The organism is Brachybacterium subflavum, from assembly GCF_009299795.1.
GTDB classification, from domain to species: domain Bacteria; phylum Actinomycetota; class Actinomycetes; order Actinomycetales; family Dermabacteraceae; genus Brachybacterium; species Brachybacterium subflavum.
Window position 1 is genome coordinate 346,599 of the sequence record NZ_VIGP01000003.1, and the last position, 21,287, is coordinate 367,885.

Annotated in this window: 20 protein-coding genes and 1 tRNA gene; 16 read left to right on the forward strand and 5 right to left on the reverse strand. The window is 72.8% G+C overall.

All coding sequences use genetic code 11. From position 1 onward, the window contains the following. Positions 1-9 precede the first annotated feature (9 nt). The 7 genes from FHG10_RS08665 (at position 10) to FHG10_RS08700 (ending at position 9,184) form a co-directional block, all read left to right on the forward strand. On the forward strand, positions 10-1,107 hold the full coding sequence (locus tag FHG10_RS08665) for a quinone-dependent dihydroorotate dehydrogenase (RefSeq protein ID WP_152353203.1): 1,098 nt from the start codon (positions 10-12) through the stop codon (positions 1,105-1,107). Positions 1,108-1,194: 87 nt separating this feature from the next. Further along, a complete protein-coding gene (locus FHG10_RS08670; RefSeq protein WP_152352917.1) occupies positions 1,195-2,571 on the forward strand; it encodes a replication-associated recombination protein A in 1,377 nt (458 codons plus the stop codon). Positions 2,572-2,702: 131 nt separating this feature from the next. Then, complete coding sequence (rpsD, locus tag FHG10_RS08675) at positions 2,703-3,329, forward strand: 30S ribosomal protein S4 (protein WP_152352918.1); 627 nt, start codon at positions 2,703-2,705, stop codon at positions 3,327-3,329. 188 nt (positions 3,330-3,517) lie between these two features. Further along, positions 3,518-6,217: an alanine--tRNA ligase gene (gene alaS / locus FHG10_RS08680; RefSeq protein ID WP_152352919.1), complete on the forward strand. Its 2,700-nt coding sequence runs from the start codon at positions 3,518-3,520 to the stop codon at positions 6,215-6,217. Further along, positions 6,217-6,729, forward strand: coding sequence for a Holliday junction resolvase RuvX (gene ruvX / locus FHG10_RS08685; protein ID WP_152352920.1), 513 nt, complete (start codon positions 6,217-6,219; stop codon positions 6,727-6,729). Before alaS ends, ruvX begins: the two co-directional genes overlap by 1 nt. After that, the gene (gene mltG / locus FHG10_RS08695; RefSeq protein WP_193636243.1) at positions 6,726-8,312 is read left to right on the forward strand and encodes an endolytic transglycosylase MltG; all 1,587 of its coding nucleotides are present in this window, start codon (positions 6,726-6,728) and stop codon (positions 8,310-8,312) included. The genes ruvX and mltG overlap by 4 nt, the downstream gene beginning before the upstream one ends. Further along, a complete protein-coding gene (locus FHG10_RS08700; RefSeq protein WP_152352921.1) occupies positions 8,309-9,184 on the forward strand; it encodes a shikimate dehydrogenase in 876 nt (291 codons plus the stop codon). Before mltG ends, FHG10_RS08700 begins: the two co-directional genes overlap by 4 nt. A gap of 90 nt (positions 9,185-9,274) precedes the next feature. Here FHG10_RS08700 and FHG10_RS08705 read toward each other — a convergent pair. Both FHG10_RS08705 and FHG10_RS08710 read right to left on the reverse strand, forming a co-directional pair. Continuing rightward, positions 9,275-9,363, reverse strand: a tRNA-Leu gene (locus FHG10_RS08705). A gap of 94 nt (positions 9,364-9,457) precedes the next feature. Beyond that, positions 9,458-9,937, reverse strand: a complete 480-nt coding sequence (locus FHG10_RS08710; protein ID WP_152352922.1) for a hypothetical protein — start codon at positions 9,935-9,937, stop codon at positions 9,458-9,460. 197 nt (positions 9,938-10,134) lie between these two features. Between FHG10_RS08710 and FHG10_RS08715 the strand changes: the two genes are divergently transcribed. Beyond that, positions 10,135-10,599 (forward strand): tRNA (cytidine(34)-2'-O)-methyltransferase, encoded by a 465-nt coding sequence (locus FHG10_RS08715; protein ID WP_152352923.1) that lies wholly within the window; start codon positions 10,135-10,137, stop codon positions 10,597-10,599. Between the two features lie 20 nt (positions 10,600-10,619). Here the strand turns inward: FHG10_RS08715 and FHG10_RS08720 are convergent, their stop codons facing one another. Together FHG10_RS08720 and FHG10_RS08725 are read right to left on the reverse strand one after the other, a co-directional pair. After that, on the reverse strand, positions 10,620-11,120 hold the full coding sequence (locus tag FHG10_RS08720) for a prepilin peptidase (protein ID WP_152352924.1): 501 nt from the start codon (positions 11,118-11,120) through the stop codon (positions 10,620-10,622). A 102-nt stretch (positions 11,121-11,222) separates the two neighbouring features. Next, complete coding sequence (locus tag FHG10_RS08725) at positions 11,223-11,516, reverse strand: DUF5703 family protein (RefSeq protein ID WP_152352925.1); 294 nt, start codon at positions 11,514-11,516, stop codon at positions 11,223-11,225. Positions 11,517-11,640: 124 nt separating this feature from the next. Between FHG10_RS08725 and FHG10_RS08730 the strand changes: the two genes are divergently transcribed. From FHG10_RS08730 to mshC, 3 genes are all read left to right on the forward strand, one after another. Beyond that, positions 11,641-11,985, forward strand: a complete 345-nt coding sequence (locus FHG10_RS08730; RefSeq protein ID WP_152352926.1) for a DNA primase — start codon at positions 11,641-11,643, stop codon at positions 11,983-11,985. Positions 11,986-12,133: 148 nt separating this feature from the next. After that, positions 12,134-13,012: an undecaprenyl-diphosphate phosphatase gene (locus FHG10_RS08735; RefSeq protein ID WP_152352927.1), complete on the forward strand. Its 879-nt coding sequence runs from the start codon at positions 12,134-12,136 to the stop codon at positions 13,010-13,012. Between the two features lie 102 nt (positions 13,013-13,114). Beyond that, positions 13,115-14,458 (forward strand): cysteine--1-D-myo-inosityl 2-amino-2-deoxy-alpha-D-glucopyranoside ligase, encoded by a 1,344-nt coding sequence (gene mshC, locus FHG10_RS08740; protein WP_152352928.1) that lies wholly within the window; start codon positions 13,115-13,117, stop codon positions 14,456-14,458. A gap of 75 nt (positions 14,459-14,533) precedes the next feature. Here the strand turns inward: mshC and FHG10_RS08745 are convergent, their stop codons facing one another. After that, positions 14,534-15,340 (reverse strand): PAC2 family protein, encoded by an 807-nt coding sequence (locus FHG10_RS08745; protein WP_152352929.1) that lies wholly within the window; start codon positions 15,338-15,340, stop codon positions 14,534-14,536. A 131-nt stretch (positions 15,341-15,471) separates the two neighbouring features. Between FHG10_RS08745 and FHG10_RS08750 the strand changes: the two genes are divergently transcribed. The 5 genes from FHG10_RS08750 to FHG10_RS08770 are packed head-to-tail and all read left to right on the forward strand — an operon-like array spanning position 15,472 to position 21,286. Next, the gene (locus FHG10_RS08750; RefSeq protein WP_152352930.1) at positions 15,472-16,602 is read left to right on the forward strand and encodes a M50 family metallopeptidase; all 1,131 of its coding nucleotides are present in this window, start codon (positions 15,472-15,474) and stop codon (positions 16,600-16,602) included. 17 nt (positions 16,603-16,619) lie between these two features. Next, a complete protein-coding gene (locus FHG10_RS08755; RefSeq protein WP_152352931.1) occupies positions 16,620-17,726 on the forward strand; it encodes a tRNA (adenine-N1)-methyltransferase in 1,107 nt (368 codons plus the stop codon). A gap of 2 nt (positions 17,727-17,728) precedes the next feature. Next, positions 17,729-19,321 (forward strand): proteasome ATPase, encoded by a 1,593-nt coding sequence (gene arc, locus FHG10_RS08760; protein ID WP_152352932.1) that lies wholly within the window; start codon positions 17,729-17,731, stop codon positions 19,319-19,321. Further along, positions 19,314-21,101, forward strand: coding sequence for a depupylase/deamidase Dop (dop, locus tag FHG10_RS08765; RefSeq protein WP_152352933.1), 1,788 nt, complete (start codon positions 19,314-19,316; stop codon positions 21,099-21,101). The genes arc and dop overlap by 8 nt, the downstream gene beginning before the upstream one ends. Continuing rightward, on the forward strand, positions 21,098-21,286 hold the full coding sequence (locus FHG10_RS08770; protein ID WP_152352934.1) for a ubiquitin-like protein Pup: 189 nt from the start codon (positions 21,098-21,100) through the stop codon (positions 21,284-21,286). Before dop ends, FHG10_RS08770 begins: the two co-directional genes overlap by 4 nt. The last annotated feature ends 1 nt before the right edge of the window (position 21,287 follow it).

The window sequence follows — 21,287 nt, forward strand, 5'->3', positions numbered from 1 at the left end:
CCCCGCGCCCTGCGGCCCTACGCGGTGCTCTTCGACCACGTGCTGACCCGCCTGGACCCCGAGCGCGCGCACCGCCTCACGGTGCAGGCGCTGCGCCTCGCCCAGGCGGTCCCCGGCGGGCATCTCGCGCTGCGCACCCTGTTCGGCACCCCGCGCCCCCTGGGTCGCGGGCATGCACCCGTGCACGCGCTCGGGCACGAGCACCCGACGCCCTTCGGCCTCGCCGCCGGCTTCGACAAGGACGCCGAGGTCCCGCTCGGCCTGCTGGACCTCGGCTTCGGGCACGTCGAGGTCGGGACCGTCACGGCGAAGCCGCAGCCGGGCAATCCGCGCCCGCGCTCCTTCCGCCTGCTCGCCGACCGTGCACTGGTCAACCGCATGGGCTTCAACAACCACGGAGCGGCGGCGGCGGCCGAGCGGCTCGCCCTGGTGCGCCGCACCGAGCGCGGGCAGCGCGCCGTGATCGGCGTGAACATCGGCAAGACCAAGGCGACGCTGCTCGCCGACGCGGCCGAGGACTACCGCTTCAGCGCACGCACGCTCGCGCCCTACGCCTCGTACCTCGCGATCAACGTGTCCAGCCCCAACACGCCGGGGCTGCGCGACCTGCAGTCGACCGACGCGCTGCGCCCGATCCTCGCCGCGGTCCTCGAGGAGGCCGGAGCCGTGGGCTCGCGGCTGGGCCGCGAGGTGCCGGTGCTCGTGAAGATCGCGCCCGACCTGCACGACGAGGACGTGCGCGCGGTCGCCGCCCTCGCGCGGGACCTGGGACTCGCGGGCGTGATCGCGACCAACACGACCATCGACCGGCCTCGGGACCTGCGCACGGCACGTCACCGGATCGAGCGCATCGGCGCCGGCGGGCTCTCGGGGCCCGTCCTCGCCCACCGCTCGCGGGAGGTCCTCGCGATCCTCCGCGAGCAGCTGCCCGCGGAGATGACGATCATCAGCTGCGGAGGCGTCGTCACCGCCGAGGACGTGCAGGAGCGCCTCGTCGCCGGCGCCGACCTCGTCCAGGGCTACACGTCCCTCATCTACGAGGGCCCGGCCTGGCCCGGACGGATCGGCCGCGCCCTCGGGCGGGGGCGGCGGGGCCGCCGCGACTGAGCCCGCGGGCGCCGACGGCCCGGGCGCGACGGCGCGGGCGCGACGGCGCGGAGCAGACCAGCATCCTGGAGAGGAGGGAGCGCAGCGATGGAGGAGGATCTCTTCACGCTCGCGGGCGATGCGCCCGCGCCGCGCACGCTCTCCGAGGGCAACCGGGACCATCGCGCGCCGCTGGCCGTGCGCATGCGGCCGCGCAGCCTCGAGGAGGTCGTCGGCCAGCACAAGGTGCTCGATCCCGGGAGTCCGCTGCGGCGGCTCGTCGCGGCCGACGACGCCCGCACCGCCCCCGCCTCGGTGATCCTCTGGGGTCCGCCAGGCACCGGCAAGACCACCCTCGCCTATGTCGTCGCGACCTCCGGTGACCGCGAGTTCGTGGAGGTGAGCGCCGTGCTCGCGGGCGTCAAGGATCTGCGCGAGGTGATCGACCGGGCGCGCTCGCGCCTGCGCACCACGGGACGCGAGACCGTCCTGTTCGTCGACGAGGTGCACCGCTTCTCGAAGTCCCAGCAGGACGCGCTGCTGCCGAGCGTCGAGAACCGCTGGGTCACCCTGATCGCCGCGACCACGGAGAACCCCTTCTTCTCGGTGATCTCTCCGCTGCTGTCCCGCTCGATCGTGCTGACGCTCGAGTCGCTGGCGACCGAGGACCTCGAGGAGCTCGTCGAGCGGGCCCTCACCGACGAGCGCGGGCTCGGCGGCGAGATCACGCTGACCGACGACGCCCGCTCCTCCCTGCTGCGCCTCGGCGGGGGAGACGCCCGCAAGATCCTGACCTCCCTGGAGGCGGCGGCCGGCGCGGCCCTCATGAAGGGCGCCCACGAGGTCGACGCCGACACCCTCGCCCAGGCCGTCGATCGCGCGGCCCTGCGCTACGACCGCGACGGCGACCAGCACTACGACGTCACCAGCGCCTTCATCAAGTCCATGCGCGGCTCGGATCCCGACGCCGCCCTGCACTACCTGGCACGGATGATCGAGGCCGGGGAGGACCCGCGCTTCATCGCCCGGCGCGTGGTGATCGCCGCGAGCGAGGAGGTCGGCATGGCCGACCCCCAGGCCCTGCAGGTCGCCGTCGCGGCGATGCAGGCGGTGCAGATGCTCGGCATGCCCGAGGGCCGCATCCCCCTCGCCCAGGCCGTCGTCCACATCGCGACCGCCCCGAAGTCCAACCGCTCCTACCAGGCGCTCGACGCCGCGATCGCCGACGTGCGGGCGGGCAAGGGTGCCTCGGTCCCCGCGCACCTGCGCGATGCCCACTACGGGGGAGCGGAATCCCTGGGCCACGGCGAGGGCTACCGGTACGCGCACGACGCCCCGCACGGCGTGGCGCGACAGCAGTACCTTCCCGACGACCTCGCAGACTCCCACTACTACGAGCCGACCGCGCGCGGGGCGGAGGGCCCGATCGCCCGCAGCCTCCCCGAGCTGCGGCGCATCGTCCGCGGGGAGGACCCCTCCTCGTGACCGACTCCACAGCCCTCAGGGCGTGACATCGGCGCAGGTGAGTTGAGGGCGGGTCGGGGCCCGGATAGACTCGGCTGCTGAATCCGCGGCTGCCTTACTGGATTCACACCACGCGAACAGAGGTATACCTCGTGACCAACGTCACCCGCGCGCGTCGCCAGGCGCGCCTGTCCCGAGCCCTCGGGCTCCCGCTCACCCCGAAGTCCGTCAAGTACTTCGAGAAGCGCCCCTACCCCCCGGGCGAGCACGGCCGTGCCCGCCGCCGCACCGAGTCCGACTACGCGGTGCGTCTGAAGGAGAAGCAGCGTCTGCGCGCTCAGTACGCGCTGCGCGAGAAGCAGCTGCACCGCATCTACCTCGATGCGCGCAAGGAGGCCGGCCTGACCGGTGAGAGCATGGTCGAGCTGCTCGAGATGCGCCTGGACGCGCTCGTCCTGCGCTCCGGCTTCGCCCGCACCACCCTGCAGGCCCGCCAGGCCGTCTCCCACCGCCACATCCTCGTGGACGGCAAGATCGTGGACCGCCCCTCCTACCGCGTGAAGGTCGGGCAGACCATCCAGGTCAAGCCGCGCTCGCAGGCCGTCGAGGGCTTCCAGATCGCCGCAGAGGGGGGCAACAGCGACGTCCTCGCCGCCACGCCCTCCTACCTGTCGGTGGAGCTGGACCAGCTCAAGTCGAAGCTCGTGGCGCGCCCCAAGCGCTCCGAGGTCCCCGTGACCTGCGAGGTCCAGATGGTCGTCGAGTACTACGCTCGCTGACCCTTCGCGACGACGTCGTCCCGGGCGGGCCCTGACCCGTCCGGAACGTGCCCCGGCAGGTGTGCTTCACGTACCCTGACCGGGGCTTCGTCGTCCTCGGGCAGGCTCCCGTCGATCCGGCCCGCACGACATCCCGCGCCCCACGCCCACTCCGCCCCCGCGGCGGCCCAGGAAGGACCCCGACCTCCATGCGCACCTCCGAGATCCATCGCCGCTGGCTCGACTTCTTCGCGAAGAAGCAGCACGAGGTCGTGCCCAGCGCATCGCTGGTCTCCTCCGACCCGTCGATCCTCTTCACGATCGCCGGCATGGTCCCGTTCATCCCGTACATCGTCGGGACCGAGAAGGCCCCGTACACGCGGGCCGTGAGCGTGCAGAAGTGCATCCGCACCAATGACATCGAGAACGTCGGGCGCACCACCCGCCACGGCACCTTCTTCCAGATGGCCGGGAACTTCTCCTTCGGCGACTACTTCAAGAAGGGCGCCATCGACTTCTCCTGGGAGCTGCTGACCGGCTCGCAGGACGAGGGCGGGTACGGGCTGGATCCCGAGCGCCTGTGGATCACCCTGTGGGAGCAGGACCAGGAGTCCTTCGATCACCTGGTGGAGGTCGTCGGCTTCCCCGCCGAGCGCATCGTGCGCCTGCCCTGGGAGGAGAGCTGCTGGGACACCGGCCAGCCCGGCCCGGCGGGGTCGACGGGGGAGTGGCACTACGACCGCGGCCCGGAGTTCGGGCCCGATGCGCCGCGCGGCGTCCTTCCCGAGTGGCCCGGGTCCCCGGAGGCCGAGGACCGCTACATCGAGATCTGGAACCTGGTGTTCGACCAGTTCCTGCGCGGCGAGGGCAAGGGCAAGGACTACCCGCTGCTGGGCGAGCTCGACCAGAAGTCGATCGACACCGGCCTCGGCGTCGAGCGTCTCGCGTACATCCTGCAGGGCAGGAACAACATGTACGAGATCGACCAGGTGTTCCCGGTCATCGAGAAGGCGCAGGAGCTCTCCGGACGCGTCTACGGCGCCGACGGCGAGGACGACGTGCGCCTGCGCGTGGTCGCCGATCACGTGCGCAGCGCCCTGATGCTCGTGGCCGACGGCGTGAAGCCCGGCAACGAGGGCCGCGGCTACGTGCTGCGCCGCCTCATCCGCCGCGCGGTGCGCTCGATGCGCCTGCTCGGCTACGACGATCCCTCCATGCCCGCGCTGCTGCCGGTCTCCAAGGACGTCATGAAGGAGTCCTACCCGCAGCTGGAGAGCGACTTCTCGCGCATCAGCGACGTCGTCTACGCGGAGGAGGAGGCGTTCCGGCGCACCCTGGCCTCGGGCACCACGATCTTCGACCAGCTCGTGGGCGGGGTCCGCGAGCAGGGCGGCCGCAGCATCGCGGGCGAGGACGCCTTCCGCCTGCATGACACCTTCGGCTTCCCGATCGACCTGACCCTGGAGATGGCGCAGGAGGTGGGCCTCAGCGTCGACGAGGACGGCTTCCGCGCGGCCATGTCCGAGCAGCGCGAGCGCGCCCGCGCCGACGCCGCGGCGAAGAAGACCGGCCACACCGACACCGCGCTCTACAACCGGCTGCTCGGCCAGCGCGGGGAGGCCGTGCCCTTCCTCGGCTACACCGAGTCCTCGGTCGCCACGACGCTCGAGTCCGTCCTGGTCGACGGGGCGCTCGTCGACACCGTCCGGGCCCCGGCCGACCTCGAGGTCGTGCTCGCCTCCACCCCGTTCTACGCGGAGATGGGCGGCCAGCTCGCCGACCAGGGCCGCATCGCCCTGACCGGCGGCGGGATCATCGAGGTCGACGACGTCCAGGCGCCCGTCAAGGGACTGCCCGTGCATCGCGGCCGCCTCGTCGAGGGGGAGGCTCACCCCGGGGAGAGCGCGATCGCGACGATCGATCTCGAGCGCCGCGGGGCGATCGCCCGCGCGCACACCGCGACGCACATGGTCCACCAGGCGCTGCGCGAGGAGCTCGGCGAGGGCGCGACCCAGGCCGGCTCCGAGAACTCGCCGGGGCGCATGCGCTTCGACTTCCGCTTCGGCCAGGCCGTCCCGAAGTCCAGCCTCGAGGAGGTCGAGGGCCGCGTGAACACCCTGCTGCAGCAGGAGCTCGAGGTCACCGACGCCCAGATGCCCATCGACGAGGCGAAGGCGCTGGGCGCCCAGGCACTGTTCGGCGAGAAGTACGGCGATATCGTGCGCGTGGTCTCGATCGGCGGGGACTGGTCGCGAGAGCTCTGCGGCGGCACGCACGTGCCCACCACCGGTGCTCTGGGCTCCGTCAACCTGGTCGGGGAGTCCTCGATCGGGTCGGGCGTGCGCCGCGTCGACGCCCTCGTGGGTCTGAACGCCTACCGCCACCAGGCCAAGGAGAAGGCGCTGGTCTCCCAGCTCTCGGAGATCATGAACGTCGGCGCCGACGCTCTGCCCGAGCGGGTCCGCTCGCTGACCCAGCGCCTGCGGGACACCGAGAAGCAGCTCGCCGCCATGCGCGGCGCCCAGCTGCAGGCCGAGGCCGGGCGACTCGTGGAGAGCGCCCGCACGATCAGCGGCACCCGCCTGCTCCTGCACGATGCGGGCGAGGGCATCGCCGCGGGCGACCTGCGCACCCTGGTCCAGGATCTGCGCAACCGGCTCGGCGAGGACTCCCCGGCCGTGGTCGCCGTCGTCGGGGCCGACGGGTCGAAGGCGGCTCTCGTGGTCGCGACGAACGCGGCCGCCCGCGAGGCCGGCCGTCGCGCCGGTGCCCTGCTGAGGGCCGGTGCGGAGGCGATGGGCGGCCGCGGCGGCGGCAAGGACGACATGGCCCAGGGCGGCGGCGGCGATCCGCAGCGCACCTCGCAGGCCCTGGACGCGATCGCCGCCGCGCTGGGCGCCGACGCCTGATGCCCGAGGATCCGCAGGAGGCCCCCCGTCGCTTCGTGCGGCTCGGGGTCGACGTCGGGGACGTGCGGGTGGGCCTCGCCCGGAGCGATCTGGACGCCCTGCTCGCCACGCCTGTCGAGACCCTGCCGCGGGACGGGGCGGTCGCGGGCGTCGTGTCGCAGGCCCGCGAGCTCGAGGCCCGTGCCATCATGGTCGGGCTTCCGCGCTCGCTGAGCGGGCAGGAGGGGCCGGCCGCCGCGAAGGCGCGTGCTTTCGCGGACGAGCTCGCCGACGCCCTGCGCGCGCAGGGCATCGTGGCCGAGATCCGCTTCGTCGACGAGCGTCTGACCACGGTCACGGCGCACCAGGCCCTCCATCGCTCCGGGCGGAAGGGCCGCCGGCACAGGTCCGTCGTGGACCAGGTGGCGGCGGTGATGATCCTGCAGCAGGCGCTGGAGGTCGAGCGCAGCACGGGGCGCGCCCCCGGCGAGCTGCTCGAGGCCGCGCCGGACACCGAGGGAGAGGGCCGATGAGCGAGGACGACCGCGAGTCGCCGGAGCATCCCGCGGGCTCGCGCCATGTGCGTCGGCCGCGTCCCCATGGCCGACGCGCCCGCCGGATCGATCCCGCCGCCGAGCCGGGTGCGGATCCCGCCGCCGAGCCCGGCGCGCCGACCGCCGGCGCCGCCCCGGGCCGCTCGGACGAGCAGCGGCGCGCGCTCGAGGAGGCCCGTCACGCGCTGCGCGTGCGCCGGGGCGAGGACGGCGCCCCGGCGCCCGACCACGAGCCCGCCGACCACGAGGCAGGGCCGGACGACGACGAAGCGGCACCCGCGTCCGCACTCGCCGCCGACGCCCGTCGCGAGGACGTCGAGCAGCACGACGACCACGACGTCCACGACGTCCACGACGTCCACGACGACCACGACGACCACGAGACCGTCGACCCCCACCACGAGGACGACGAGTCCGATGAGGAGGTCGAGGACCACGAGGGCGATGCCCACCCCTTCGACGGCTTCGCTCACGAGCAGAAGCGCCGCTCGCCCCTGCACATCCTGCCCGTCCTGCTGGTGCTCGTGGTCGTCCTGGCCGTGGGGGCCGGTGCGGTGTACGGCTACTCCTGGCTGCGCGGGAACGTGAGCGTGGGCCAGGCGCAGGACGACGACTACACGGGCACCGGCAGCGACGAGGAGGTCGTCATCGAGATCTCCGAGGGCGACACCGGGTCCGACATCGCCAGGACCCTCACGGACAAGGGCGTCATCAAGTCCGCGCCCCCCTTCGTGCGCCTGTTCGGCACCAGCCAGGAGGCCAGCAAGATCCAGCCCGGCTCGTACCGGGTGAACACGAAGATGTCCTCTGCCTCGGCGCTCGAGGCGCTCCTGGATCCCTCCAGCCAGACGGGTCTGCGCGTCACCATCCCCGAGGGCATGCGCATGAAGGACATCTTCGAGCGCGTCTCCAAGACCACCGGGATCCCGGAGAAGGACTTCGAGAAGGCCGCGAAGGACTACACCGACTACGGCATCCCGAAGAACAAGGCGGACAGCCCCGAGGGGTACCTGTGGCCGGGGCGCTACGACATCCCCGAGGATGCCTCCGCGGGCGACGTCCTCACCATGATGTGGGAGCGGATGGAGACCGAGCTCGACGACCTCGGCGTCGCCCCCGAGGACCGCGTGAAGGTGCTCACCCTCGCGTCGATCGCGGAGAAGGAGGCGCGCGACCCCGACGACTACGGCCGTGTGGTGCGCACTCTGGAGAACCGCCTCGAGGGGGCGGGCGATGCCCACGGCAAGCCCATGAAGCTGCAGCTCGACTCCACGGTCGCCTACTTCTCGGGCAGCGACTCGATCTCCACCACGCCGAAGCAGCGCGAGACCGACAGCCCGTACAACACCTATCTGCACGAGGGCCTGCCGGTCGGCCCGATCTCGAACCCCGGGAAGGCGACCCTCGAGGCAGCGGCCGATCCGCCCCGGGGCAAGTGGCTGTACTGGGTGACCGTGGACACCAGCACGGGCGAGACGAAGTTCGCCGACACCTACGCCGAGCACGAGAAGAACGTGGCCGAGTGGAAGCAGCGGGCGGCGTCGAAGGACGCGGACGGATGAGCGGGTCCGGGCACGGACCGCGGCTCTTCGCCGTGGTCGGCTCGCCGATCGCTCACTCTCTCTCGCCGGTGCTCCACACGGCCGCCTACCGCGCGCTGGGCATCGCGGACGCGCAGTACGGTCGCTTCGACGTCCCCTCCGGACAGCTGCGCGATTTCCTCACCACGGGGGAGGGCGCGCATCTGCAGGGGCTGAGCGTGACGATGCCCGGCAAGGTCGAGGCGCATGATCTCGCGTCCTCCCGCGACACGACAGCGCGGATGCTGGGGATCGCGAACACCCTGGTGCGCACGCCGTCCGGCGACTGGCGGGCGGAGAACCACGACGTGCACGGCATCGTCGCGGCCCTCGGCGACCACTCCCTGAGCACCTGCCGCACGGTGGGCGTCCTGGGCTCGGGGGCGACGGCGGTCTCGGCGCTCGCGGCGGCCTCACGCCTCGGTGCCTCCGAGGTGCTGCTGACGGCCCGCAGCCCCGAGAAGCTCGTGCCCCTGCGCACCCTCGCCCGCGACCTCGGCATGGGCAGCCGCGAGGTGCCCTTCCCCCGCAGCCGAGAGCTGCTCGGCGCCGACGCGGTGATCAGCGCCCTCGCGATCGACGGCGCCCGGCGCGTCGCCGAGGACTGGCAGAGGCAGGGCATCGGCGCCGTCCCGCCGGTGTTCCTCGACGCTCTCTACGATCCCTGGCCGGCTCCGCTCGCGGCGGTCGTCGCAGGGCACGGGGGAGAGGTCGCCAGCGGCCTCGAGATGCTCGTGCACCAAGCGGACATGCAGCTGCGCTCGATGCTGGGGATATCCAGGGCACCGCTGGAGCCGATGCGCGAGGCCGCACGGAGCGCGCTCGCGCAGGGGGCCGATCCTGCGCAGTCCTGATCCGACGCACGGCGGTGCGGGCGCTCGTCTGTACGGCTCCTCGCACGGCGAAGGCCCCCGATCTGCAGTGCAGATCGGGGGCCTTCGAGCTGGTGTCCGAGGGGGGACTTGAACCCCCACGACCTAATACGGCCACTAGCACCTCAAGCTAGCGCGTCTACCAATTCCGCCACCCGGACAGGCGGTCACCGTGTCGGCGACATAGAGACTCTAGCACGGGGAAAGGGCCGTGCCACCTCCGCATACGGTCATTCGGCCGGTTCGTGAACAGAGTCACTCGGCAGTCGTGCCGATGCCCTGGAGAAGGCCGAGCGCACGGTCGATCTCGCCGAGCGCCCGAGCCGCCGACAGGTCCTCGCGCTGCTGGTCGAGCTGGTGCCGGAGGTCCTCGAGCGCCGCCGCGGCAAGGCAGGGGAGCGGAGCGCGTGGAGGTGCCTCCCCGGACTCGCGGGCGACATGGATCTCGGCCAGCACCTCGCGCAGCTCGTGCAGGCTCGTCGCCTCGAGATCCGTGATCGCGTCGACGCGCGCACGAGCCGCGAGGGACGCGCAGCGGCGCAGCAGCTCGTCCGCCCGCGCGGGGCGCGGCCGGGCGACGATCGGGGAGGGGGTCTCGCGGACCGCGGCGAGCTCAGGGGCCTCGATGGTCGACTCCCCGGGCAGCAGAGCACCGTCGTCGAGCACATCGTGCTCAGCGGGGGCAGGGGCGACGGGTCGGAACGAGCCCTCGTGGGTCGTCGCGATCGCGGACATGTCCACCTCCATGTGGGTCCTCGGTGTGCCTGCTGTCCGCCGGCCCCTCTCCGGGGCGCTGCGGTGGACGTCGGGCATCGCCACCAGGACAGAACTTTACTCATCCTTTACTGGGAAGTCCATGAGTGGGAGGCCTCGCGGCTCGCTGCACGGGCGCGTGTCGGTGACGGGTGCGCAGGGGTGGAAGGATCCTTCCCATGGTCCACGTCTTCTTCCACGAGCCGCGCATCGCGGGCAACACGGGCAGTGCGATCCGGCTCTCCGCGGTCACCGGCGCCCCTCTGCACCTCATCGAGCCCCTCGGCTTCGACCTCGAGGACTCCAAGCTGCGTCGCGCGGGACTCGACTACCACGATCTCGCCACGACGACCGTGCACCCGGACATCGAGGAGGCCCTCGCGGCGCTCCCGGAGTCGCGCGTCTTCGCCTTCACCTCCCACACCGACCGCTCCTTCGCGGACGTCGAGTACCGCGACGAGGACGTGCTGCTGTTCGGTGCTGAGCCGACGGGCCTGCCCGACGAGGTCCTGGCCCATCCGCGCATCACCGCCCAGGTGCGCATCCCCATGCTCCCCGCCCGGCGCTCGCTCAACCTCGCGGCCGCCGCGTCGATCGCGGTCTACGAGGCGTGGCGACAGCAGGGGTATCCCGGCGGCGCCTGACCCTGACCCTCGCCGGCGGCTCACATCCCGAGCGCGGACCGCACGAGCGGCGCGCCCAGGAGCCCCAGGAAGGGACCCGCGAGCAGCACCGGGCCGAAGGCGAAGCGCGATCCGCCCGAGCCGGTCGCGATCATCACGCCGACACCGATGACCCCGCCCAGCAGGGCGGTGCCGAGAGCGCCCGCGATGAGCACCTCGGGTCCCAGCGCCGTGCTCATGAGCACGACGGCCGGTGCCGTCTTCGCATCCCCCATGCCGATCAGCTGCGGGGCGAGCAGCGCGGTCCCGATCCCCGCCGCGGCCACCACGAGCGCGAGGACCCCGGCAGTGCCGAGCAGGGGACGCAGCGCCGGTTCGAGGAGCGCGAGCACGCCCAGGACGAGAGCGAGCAGGAGCGTGAGCGAGGCGACCCAGCGGTTGGGAAGGCGATGCTGGGCACCGTCGATCGCGCTGAGCACGATGGCGTGGGGGAGGTACACCGCGAGCAGCGGCACCAGGAGGATCTCGGGGACGGGGCTCACGCGCTCATTCCAGCAGATGCGAGGCCTCTGGGCACCGGCGACCCCTCGCGCTGTGGACGACGCCCCGATGGGGAGGGTCCATCGGCCCTTCCGCGGACCCTGTCACCGCACGGGGTCAGGGAGTGTCGAGGAGACGCGGATGATGCGGCGACGCATCCACACCCGCTTCTCGCCGCCGTAGTAGTGGCGAGTGCGCACGTGGTCCCAGCGCCCGTACTCGGACTCGGCCGCGAGCGCCGCGCGCACGCTGCGGATCGAGGTCCCCCTCGGGACGGCGAGGACCTGGAACTCGTAGTCCTCGGCGGAGCGGCCCTTCTCGACGGGAAGATCGCGGCCCCCGAGCGGGGAGGCAACGGGCAGGCGGCGGAACGGCGGGGGACCCTGCGGACGGGGCACGAGCACTCTCCTCACAGGAGCGGATCGGCGCGGCGCCGAGCGGCAGGGCGCGAGGCGCGTCCGGACGCCGTCCGGTGTCGACGGGGACTGTCCATTCTGCCCGGCGACGGGGTACGGTCCAACCATGAACACGGACCCGCGTTCGGCCCTCGCCGCACTCATCGCCGCTCTGGAACGACACTACGAGGCCGCCGCCTCCTCGCGCGGCGACGACGACCCCGCCCTCGAGGCGGCGACGGAGGGCCTGACCACGGCCTTCGACGCGTACGACGATGCCCTGTTCGACGCCTACGACGTGGCGACGCCGCTCATCGTCTTCGACGGCGATGACGAGGACGACGACTACGAGGACGACGACGACTACGACGACCTCGATGACGACGACCTGGACGACGACGGCTTCGAGGACGACGAGGAGGGTCCCGACGGTGAGGGCGAGTTCGACGGCGCCCAGGATCTCGAGCGCTGAGAGCACCTTCCCGACCGGCTGACGGGGAGACCTTCCCTACTCCTCCGGCCTGCACGGCGCGCGGCGCCCGCCCCACGGGCGGGCGCCGCGTACTGTGTGCGGGGCGCTGAGCGCCCGGTCCCCGTCCCAGAGCACTGCAGGAGAACGCGTGTCCATCCTCGATGCGATCATCCTCGGCATCGTCCAGGGGCTCACCGAGTTCCTGCCCGTCTCCTCGAGCGCGCATCTGCGCGTGGTCGGCGAGCTGCTCATGCCCGGCCAGGACCCCGGTGCGGCCTTCACGGCGATCGTGCAGCTGGGCACCGAGACCGCGGTACTGCTGTACTTCTGGAAGGACATCACGCGGATCATCGGTCGCTGGTTCCGGGCTCTGGTCGGCAGGGTCCCGCAGTCCGACCCCGACGTGCGCATGGGGTGGCTGGTGATCATCGGCTCGATCCCGATCGGCGTGCTCGGCCTGGCCTTCGAGGAGCAGATCGACAGCGGCCTGCGGAACCTGTACATCACCGCCGCGATGCTCATCCTGTTCGGCGTGCTCCTCGCCGCCGCGGACCGCCTCGGTCCCCAGCGCAAGCAGCTCACCGAGCTCAGCTGGAGGGACGGCATCCTGTTCGGCCTCGCCCAGGCCCTCGCGCTGATCCCCGGCGTCTCCCGCTCGGGCGGCACCATCACCGCGGGCCTCGCCATGGGGTACACACGCAAGGCCTCCGCGCGCTACGCCTTCCTGCTCGCGGTGCCCGCGGTCTTCGCCTCGGGCCTCTACAAGGCGGCCAAGGAGGTGCCGCCGCTGCTGAGCGCCGACGGCCGCGCCGCGGCGGCGGCCGCGGGGCAGCCCTCGCTGCTCGCGATCATCATCGCGACCGTGGTCGCCTTCGGCATCGGCTACGCGGTCATCGTCTGGTTCATGAAACTCATCGAGAACCGCTCCTACCTGCCCTTCGTGGCCTACCGCATCGCCGCCGGCGCGCTGCTGCTGGTGCTGCTGACCACGGGCGTGCTCGACCCGCTCGCGGGCTCGACCGCCTGACGCACGGCGGCTCCCGCCGTCGGCGGCCCGGGCCTCGGACGCGCCGTGTGGGCCATCCCTCCCGCCCCACCGGCGGCCCGCCGGGGTCCGTATGATCATCGGGTGCGCTCCTGGAACTCGCCCCTGATCAGCCCGCTTCCCGCTTCCGGGCTCCCGCCGCGGCTGCACGACTCCCGCACCGGCCGCATCGAGCCCGTGCCCGTGCTGACGCCGGGGCGTGCGCGCCTGTACGTCTGCGGCATCACCCCGTACGACGCGACCCACCTGGGCCATGCCGCGACCTACCACGCGGCCGACCTCATGCGCCGTGCCTTCCTCGATCAGGGACTCGAGGTCGAGCTCGCCCAGAACGTCACCGACGTCGACGACCCGCTGCTCGAGCGCGCCGACCGCGACGGCATCGACTGGCGCGACCTCGCCCAGCGGGAGACCGACCTCTTCCGCGAGGACATGGCGCACCTGCGCATCCTCGCCCCGCAGACCTACCGCGCGGTGAGCGAGTCGATGGACGGGATCATCGGCCTCGTCGACGAGATCCGCCGTGCCGGTCGCGCATACCAGGTGCCCACCCCCGACGCCGAGGGCGAGGACTGGTACCTCGACCTCGCGATGGACGGCTCCCTCGGGGCGGTCTGCGGCTGGAGCGAGGAGCAGATGCTCGAGGTCTTCGCCGACCGCGGGGGAGACCCCGAGCGGCCCGGCAAGCGGGGCATCTTCGACCCTCTGCTGTGGCGCGCGGAGCGCGAGGGCGAGCCCGCCTGGGACGCCGGCGAGCTGGGACGCGGCCGCCCGGGCTGGCACGTGGAGTGCGTGTGCATCTCCCGCGACGCCCTGGGGCTGCCCGTCGATGTGCAGACCGGAGGGCGCGATCTCGTCTTCCCCCATCACGACATGTGCGCCGCGCACGCCACGGCACTCGGCCGGCCCTTCGCGGGCGTCTATCCGCACACCGGGATGGTGGCCTACGAGGGCGAGAAGATGAGCAAGTCGCTGGGAAACCTCGTCTTCGTCTCCAAGCTCGTCGAGGCGGGAACGGACCCGATGGCGATCCGCCTGGTCCTCATGGCCCACCACTACCGCTCCGACTGGGAGTGGACCGACGCCGAGCTGGCCGCGGCCGAGGAGCGCCTGGCCGCCTATCGCGCCGCCGCCGCCCGCGACGCCGAGGGCAGCGGATCCGCGGCGGACGGGGCGGCCGGGTCGACCCGCACGGAGATCGTCGCCGCGCTGCGCCACGCCCTGCGCGAGGACCTCGACACCCCGACCGCGCTCGCAGTGCTCGACGACTGGGCCGCCGGCCGCCCGCTCGATGCCCGCCTGGCCGCGCCGGCCGACGACGCCGAGGCCGCCCCGCCGCGCTCGGCGGACCAGGGCGATCGGGCTTCCGAGCAGCCGTCCGACGTCCCCGCGGCGCTCGACGCGCTCTTCGGGATCGTCCTGGACTGACTGCCGCCGAGGGCTCGGAGGGAGCATCCCGGTCGATCCTGCGGGGTTGCGCGCCTCCGGGTGCTCCCGGGGCCCTCAGTCCTCGCCCTCGCGGCGGCGCAGGAAGCGCTCGAACTCCTTCGCGATCGCATCGCCCGAGGCCTCCGGGAGGTCCTCGGCGTCCTGCGCCTCCTCGAGCCGCGCGACGTACTCGGAGATGTCCGGGTCGTTGCGCGAGAGCTCCTCGACCCCGCGCTCCCAGGCCTCGGCGTCCTCCTCGAGCTCCTGCATCGGCAGCGGCGCGCTGACATGGTCCTGGAGCGCTCGCACCAGGGCGAGCACGGCCTTGGGCGAGGCGTTCTGCGAGACGTAGTGGGGGACCTGCACCCAGATGCTCGAGGTCCGCACGCCCAGGCTGACGGCGGCGCGCGCGAGCACCGTGGGGATGCCGATCGGCCCCTCATAGGACTCGGCGTCGGCCTGCTCGGCGGTCCCCGGCTCGATCTGGTCGCTCACCGGGAGCGGCCGCGTGTGCGGGGCGTCGGCCAGGAGCGCGCCCAGGGAGATCAGCCGGGTGGCGTCGGCCCCCAGCAGACGGTCCAGCACCTGACGGCAGAACGCGCCCCAGCGCAGGGACGGCTCGGCGCCGTGGACGAGCAGCAGCTCGGGTCCGCGGGGAGGGGTCACCAGCTCGATCCGGGTGTCCGGCCAGTCGAGGACCTTGCGGCCGTCGGCGTCCAGACGCAGCTCGGGGCGGTGCACCTGGAAGTCCACGTACTCCTCGGCCGGGATCCGGGCGATGGTGCGGGAGGGCCAGGCCGACAGCAGGTGCTCGATGGCCCCGGTCGCCGCTTCGCCGGCGTCGTTCCAGCCGCTGAAGGCACAGATCGCGATGCGGGTCATCCCCGCAGTCTAGGACCCTCCAGGTCGCCCGCGTAGGGTGCGGTGACGTGGCCGTCACCTGCGACGCCACCCGGATGCCGACCGCCCGCGCGGTCCGTCCGCCGCCCGCCTGCGACCACGCCGGAGGATCGATGCCCGCGCCCAGCCTGCGCCTGCCCGGACTGCCGCCGATCCGGATCTCCGGCGCGACCCTGGTGATGGTCGCCGTGATCACCCTGCTCGTCGCCCCGGGCTTCCGCATCTTCCCCGGCATGACCTCGGCCGCGGTGCTGCTGCTCTCCCTCGCCGTCGGCGTCTCGCTCGTCGTCTCCGTGGCCCTGCACGAGATCGGCCACGCCCTCGTCGCGCGGGCCTCCGGCGCGCACGTGGACTACATCGCGCTCACCCTGTGGGGAGGCCACACCACCTACCGGGCCCGACGGGTGGGATCCCTGCCCTCGGTCCTGATCTCCCTCGCCGGTCCCGCCGTGAACCTCGTCATCGCCGTCGCGGCGGCTCTGGCCGAGCGCGCGGCGCCCGGTGCCGGCAGTTCCCACCTGCTCACGATGATCTCGAGCCTGAACTGGGCGCTCGCGGTGTTCAACGTGCTGCCCGGGCTGCCGATGGACGGCGGCCGGGCACTCGAGGCCCTGCTCGGCGCGCTCCTGCGCAGCCCCCGCACGGCGACCCGCATCACCGCGTGGATCGGGCGGATCATCGCGGTCGTGGTCGTCGCCGGTCCGCTGCTCGCAGCGCTCCGGTTCCCCGGCAGCACGAGCCTGATCCTCGTGCTGTGGGGCGTGATGATCGGGATGATGCTCTGGCGCGGCGCCGGCGACGCCCTGCGCGAGGCCGGTCTGCGCGAGCGCGTGCTCGCCCTGCGGGCGGGGGACCTCATGGTCCGCATCCCCCTCGTGCAGGCACACGCACCGCTGACCTCGCTGCCCTCGGGAGCCGCGGACCCGCGCGGAGCCGCGCCCGCGGACGCCCCCGACCGCAGGGTCCCGCGCCTTCTCGTGCTGGACCCGTCCCACGGCGTCGGCGTCCTCGACGAGGAGGCTCTGGCCTCCGTGCCCGAGACGCAGCGCGCGGCCGTCCCCATGGGCGCCGTGACCACATGGCTCGGCGCCCCCGGCCGCCTGTCGGAGGATCTCTCGGGGGAGGACCTCGTGGACGCGGTGCAGGCCCAGCGCCGGGCCGTGCACCTCGTGATCGAGGACAGCCGGGAGATCGTCGGCGTCGTCACCACGGCGATGATCGATCGCGCCCTCCAGCAGGGCTGACGCCTAGACTGGTGTGCATGACCTCAGCCGCCGATGAGACCCCCCTGCACGGGGCTCCGCAGGAGACTCCGCAGAGCACCCCGAGGCCGCAGTCGCCCCAGCCCGCCCCGCGGGCGGAGCGGCCGGGACTGGACCGCACGGGGCCCTTCGTCCTCGGCGACAAGGTCCAGCTGGCCGACTCCAAGAACCGTCTGCACACGATCACCCTGCGCGAGGGCGGCGAGTTCCACAGCCACCGCGGCGTGCTGCGCCACGCCGATCTGATCGGCGCCGAGGACGGCGTGATCGTCGAGGACTCCCAGGGCAATCCGTTCCAGGCCCTGCGACCCCTCTACGCGGACTACATGCTCTCGATGCCGCGCGGCGCCGCGATCATCTACCCCAAGGACTCCGCCCAGATCCTCATGTGGGGGGACATCTTCCCCGGTGCGCGCGTGCTCGAGGCGGGCGTGGGCTCGGGCGGTCTCACCACCGCGCTGCTGCGCGCCATCGGCGAGCACGGGAGCCTGCGCTCGATCGAGCGCCGCGAGGAGTTCGCGCAGGTCGCCCGCGAGAACGTCGAGACCTTCTTCGGCGGCACCCCCGAGACCTGGGACCTGCAGATCGGGGACTTCCAGGACGTCGCCGCGCAGATGGCCCGCGAGGGCGAGAGCGCGGACCGCGTGGTCCTGGACATGCTCGCGCCCTGGGAGTGCGTGGGCGCCGCGGCCGACGTCCTCGTCTCCGGCGGCGTGTACCTCGCCTACGTCGCGACCGTCACCCAGCTCTCGCGCACCGCGGAGGCGCTGCGGGACCACGGCGAGTTCACCGAGCCCTCCGCCTGGGAGAGCTTCGTGAGGCCCTGGCACCTCGAGGGCCTCGCCGTGCGTCCCGAGCACCGCATGAACGCCCACACGGGCTTCCTGCTCACCGCGCGCCGCACGGCGCACGGCACGCAGGCGCTGCGGCGCGCGCGCCGGCCTGCACCGGGCTCGCAGGACGAGGCCGAGGTGAACCATCCGGACAATGAGGGCTTCGGCGGCTCCACCACCGAGTGGGGCGGCGAGGACCTGGGGGAGCGCGGCGTCGCACCCCGCAAGATCAAGCGAGCCCTGCGGGACATCCGCCAGGGCAGGGACCGGTGAGGATGAAGACCTACCAGGAGATGACCGAGGAGCTCGAGCGCTTCGCGGCACAGAACGACCGTCTGGTGACGAGCCTGCGCTCCGCGCGCGCCCAGATCATCGATCTCAAGGCCGATCTCGAGCGCGTGGGCGATCCGCCGAACTCGTACGCGACCTTCCTGCGCCGTGCCGAGGGCACCACCGTCGACGTCCTGCACAACGGCCGCCGGCTGCGCGTGGCCACGAGCGCCGAGATCGACCTCGAGGCGCTGCGGCCCGGCGCCGAGCTGCGGCTGAACGAGGGCCTCGCCGTCGTCGACGTCGTGCCCGCCCAGGAGACCGGCAGCGTGATCGTCGTCGAGGAGGCCCTCGCCGACGGCCGCGTGCTCGTGCAGGTGGGTCCCGACGACCTGCGCGCCTTCCGCCGCTCCGGCGCGGTCGCCGAGGTCTCCCTGGACGCGGGCGACCATGTCCTGGCGGACCTGCGCGCCCAGCTCGTGCTCGAGCGCATCGACCGCGCCGAGATCACCGACCTCGTCCTCGAGCAGGTCCCCGACACGTCCTTCTCCCGCATCGGCGGGCTCGGCGAGCAGATCGAGGCGATCCGCGACGCCGTCGAGCTGCCCTTCCTGCAGCAGGACCTCTACCGCGAGTACGGGCTGCGCCCGCCCAAGGGCGTGCTCCTGTACGGCCCTCCCGGCTGCGGCAAGACCATGATCGCCAAGGCCGTCGCCCATGAGCTCGCCGTGCGCTCGGCCGAGGCCCGCGGGGTGAGCGTCCAGGAGGCTCTGCAGCGCTCCTTCTTCCTCAACGTCAAGGGCCCGGAGCTGCTGAACAAGTACGTCGGCGAGACCGAGCGCTCGATCCGGCTGGTCTTCGAGCGGGCTCGCGAGCACGCCGAGTCCGGGCACCCCGTGGTGGTCTTCTTCGACGAGATGGAGTCCCTCTTCCGCACCCGCGGCACGGGGCTCTCGAGCGATGTCGAGACCACGATCGTGCCCCAGCTGCTCGCCGAGATCGACGGCGTCGAGTCCCTCGAGAACGTCATCGTCATCGGCGCCTCCAACCGCGAGGACATGATCGACCCGGCCATCCTGCGCCCCGGCCGCCTGGACGTGAAGATCCGCATCCGCCGCCCGGACGCGGCGGCCGCCCGCGAGATCCTCGGCCTCTACCTCGACGCCGGCGTCCCGCTCCGCGAGGACCGCGACCAGCTGCTGGACCTCGCGGTCTCCGAGATCTACGCCGAGGGCGAGCACACCGCCTTCGTGCGCCTGGAGTACTCCGACGCCACCTCCGAGACCCTCCACTTCCGCGACTTCGTCTCGGGCGCGACCCTGCGCAACATCGTGGACCGCGCGAAGAAGTACGCCGTCAAGGACTACCTGGAGACGGGCGTGCCCGGGATCGCCGGCGCGCACCTGAGCGCCGCCGTCGCGCAGGAGTTCGCGGAGAACGAGGACCTCCCCTCCGGCGCCCACCCCGACGACTGGGCCCGCATCTCCGGCCGCCGCGGCCGCCGCGTCGAGCACGTGGTGCCGCTGCGCGCGGGCGGGGTGCCCGCCGCGCAGGACGAGGCCGACGGGCCGACGGGGGAGGACACGCACGATGCATGAGCGCACGGATCCCACAGGAGCCTCCCGCCCGATCGTCACCGAGCGCGTGATGGGCATCGAGACCGAGTTCGGCATCCTGCATGCGGACCTCGGTGCACGCAGCGGCGAGGCCTCGAGCTCCATCGCGCTCAGCCACCTCGTGGTCGGCGCCTACGCCCTCCTGCACCCCGACCAGGGAACGCGGGGCAGGCGAGTGCGCTGGGACTACGGCGACGAATCACCGCTCCAGGACGCCCGCGGCTTCGAGATCCGCCGCGCCGCCGCGCACCCCAGCCAGCTCACCGACCAGGTCCACGACGCCCACCTGCCCAGCATCGACCTCGACATGCCGCTGCCGGCCCCGGAGATCGCGCCCGAGGGATCGGACGCCGACGTCCTCGCGTGGGCGGGGCGGCGCTCGATCGGCAACAGCGTGCTCGTCAACGCCGCCCGCCTCTACGTCGATCACGCCCACCCCGAGTACTCCTCTCCCGAGGTGACCACGGCGCGCGAGGCCGTGGTCTGGGACCGGGCCGGGGAGGTCGTCGCCCAGCGCGCCATGGACGTGCTGCGCGCCGCCGACGACGTCCCGGACGTCGCCCTGTACAAGAACAACACCGACGGCAAGGGCGCGTCCTACGGCACCCACGAGAACTACCTCCTGGAGAGGTCCGTGCCCTTCGACCGCGTGGTCGAGGCCCTGCTGCCGTTCTTCGCGACCCGCCAGATCCTCGTCGGCGCCGGACGCGTGGGCCTGGGCACGCGCGGCAGCGAGCCGGGTTTCCAGATCTCCTCGCGCGCCGACTTCTTCGAGGAGGAGGTCGGCCTCGAGACCACGCTGGACCGTCCGATCGTCAACACGCGCGACGAGCCCCATGCGGACGCATCGCGCCATCGGCGGCTGCACGTCATCATCGGCGACGCGAACCTGCTCGAGGTCTCCACCTTCCTGAAGATGGGCATGACGAGCCTCGTGCTCGCGGCGCTCGAGGCCGAGCATGCGGGCGGCGAGCGGTTCCTGCCCCGGATCGCGCTCGCGGATCCGGTGCAGGCCCTGCGCTCCATCAGCCACGACCCCACCCTGCGCACCACGGTGCTGACGGCGGACGGGGACGAGGTCACGGCGCTGCAGATCCAGCGCGCGTATCTCGAGGCGATCTCGGCGCACTCCGACCGCGCGGACCGCGAGACCGCCGAGATCCTCGACCTGTGGCGCGATCTCCTGGACGCCCTGGAGACCGATCCCGCCCGGGCGGCGGACCGCATCGAATGGGTCGCCAAGCACCAGCTCCTCGAGAGCTACCGCGCCCGTGGGGGACTCGGATGGGACGACGCGCGCCTGCGCGCGATCGACCTCCAGTTCACGGACCTGCGCCCCGAGCGCGGACTCTTCGCGAAGCTGCGGGCGGCCGGCCGCGTGCGCACTCTCGTCGGCGAGCAGGAGGTGCTGGACGCCGTGCTCGCCCCGCCCGCCACCACCCGCGCCCATCTGCGCGGCGCCCTGGTGCGCCACCACCAGGCGCAGGTGCCGTCGGCGGGATGGGACGTCATCACCCTCGCGGGCGAGGTGTCCGGCGGCGACGCGGCGACGACCTCGCGCGTGCGGCTCGCCGATCCGCGCGCCGGATCCCGCGCCTGGTGCGAGGCCCGCCGGCTCGACCCCGCTGCCCCGCTGCCCGAGGTGCTCGCGGCCCTCGCGCGCGCCGCCGACGCCCCGTCGGACGCGAGCCCAGCACGCACCGCCCCACCACCCACCTCAGCACCGAGCCCAGCGGACACCCCATCGGAGGAGACGAGATGACACAGCAGAGCCTCAGCGGATCCGGCCCGTCGGACGACGAGCAGAGCGGCGACGAGACCCTGGCCGGCGGCCAGGTCTTCGCCTCCGCGCAGGGAGCCGACGACCTCCTGGACGAGATCGACTCCGTTCTCGAGTCGAACTCCGAGGAGTTCGTGCGCTCCTTCGTCCAGAAGGGCGGTCAGTGAG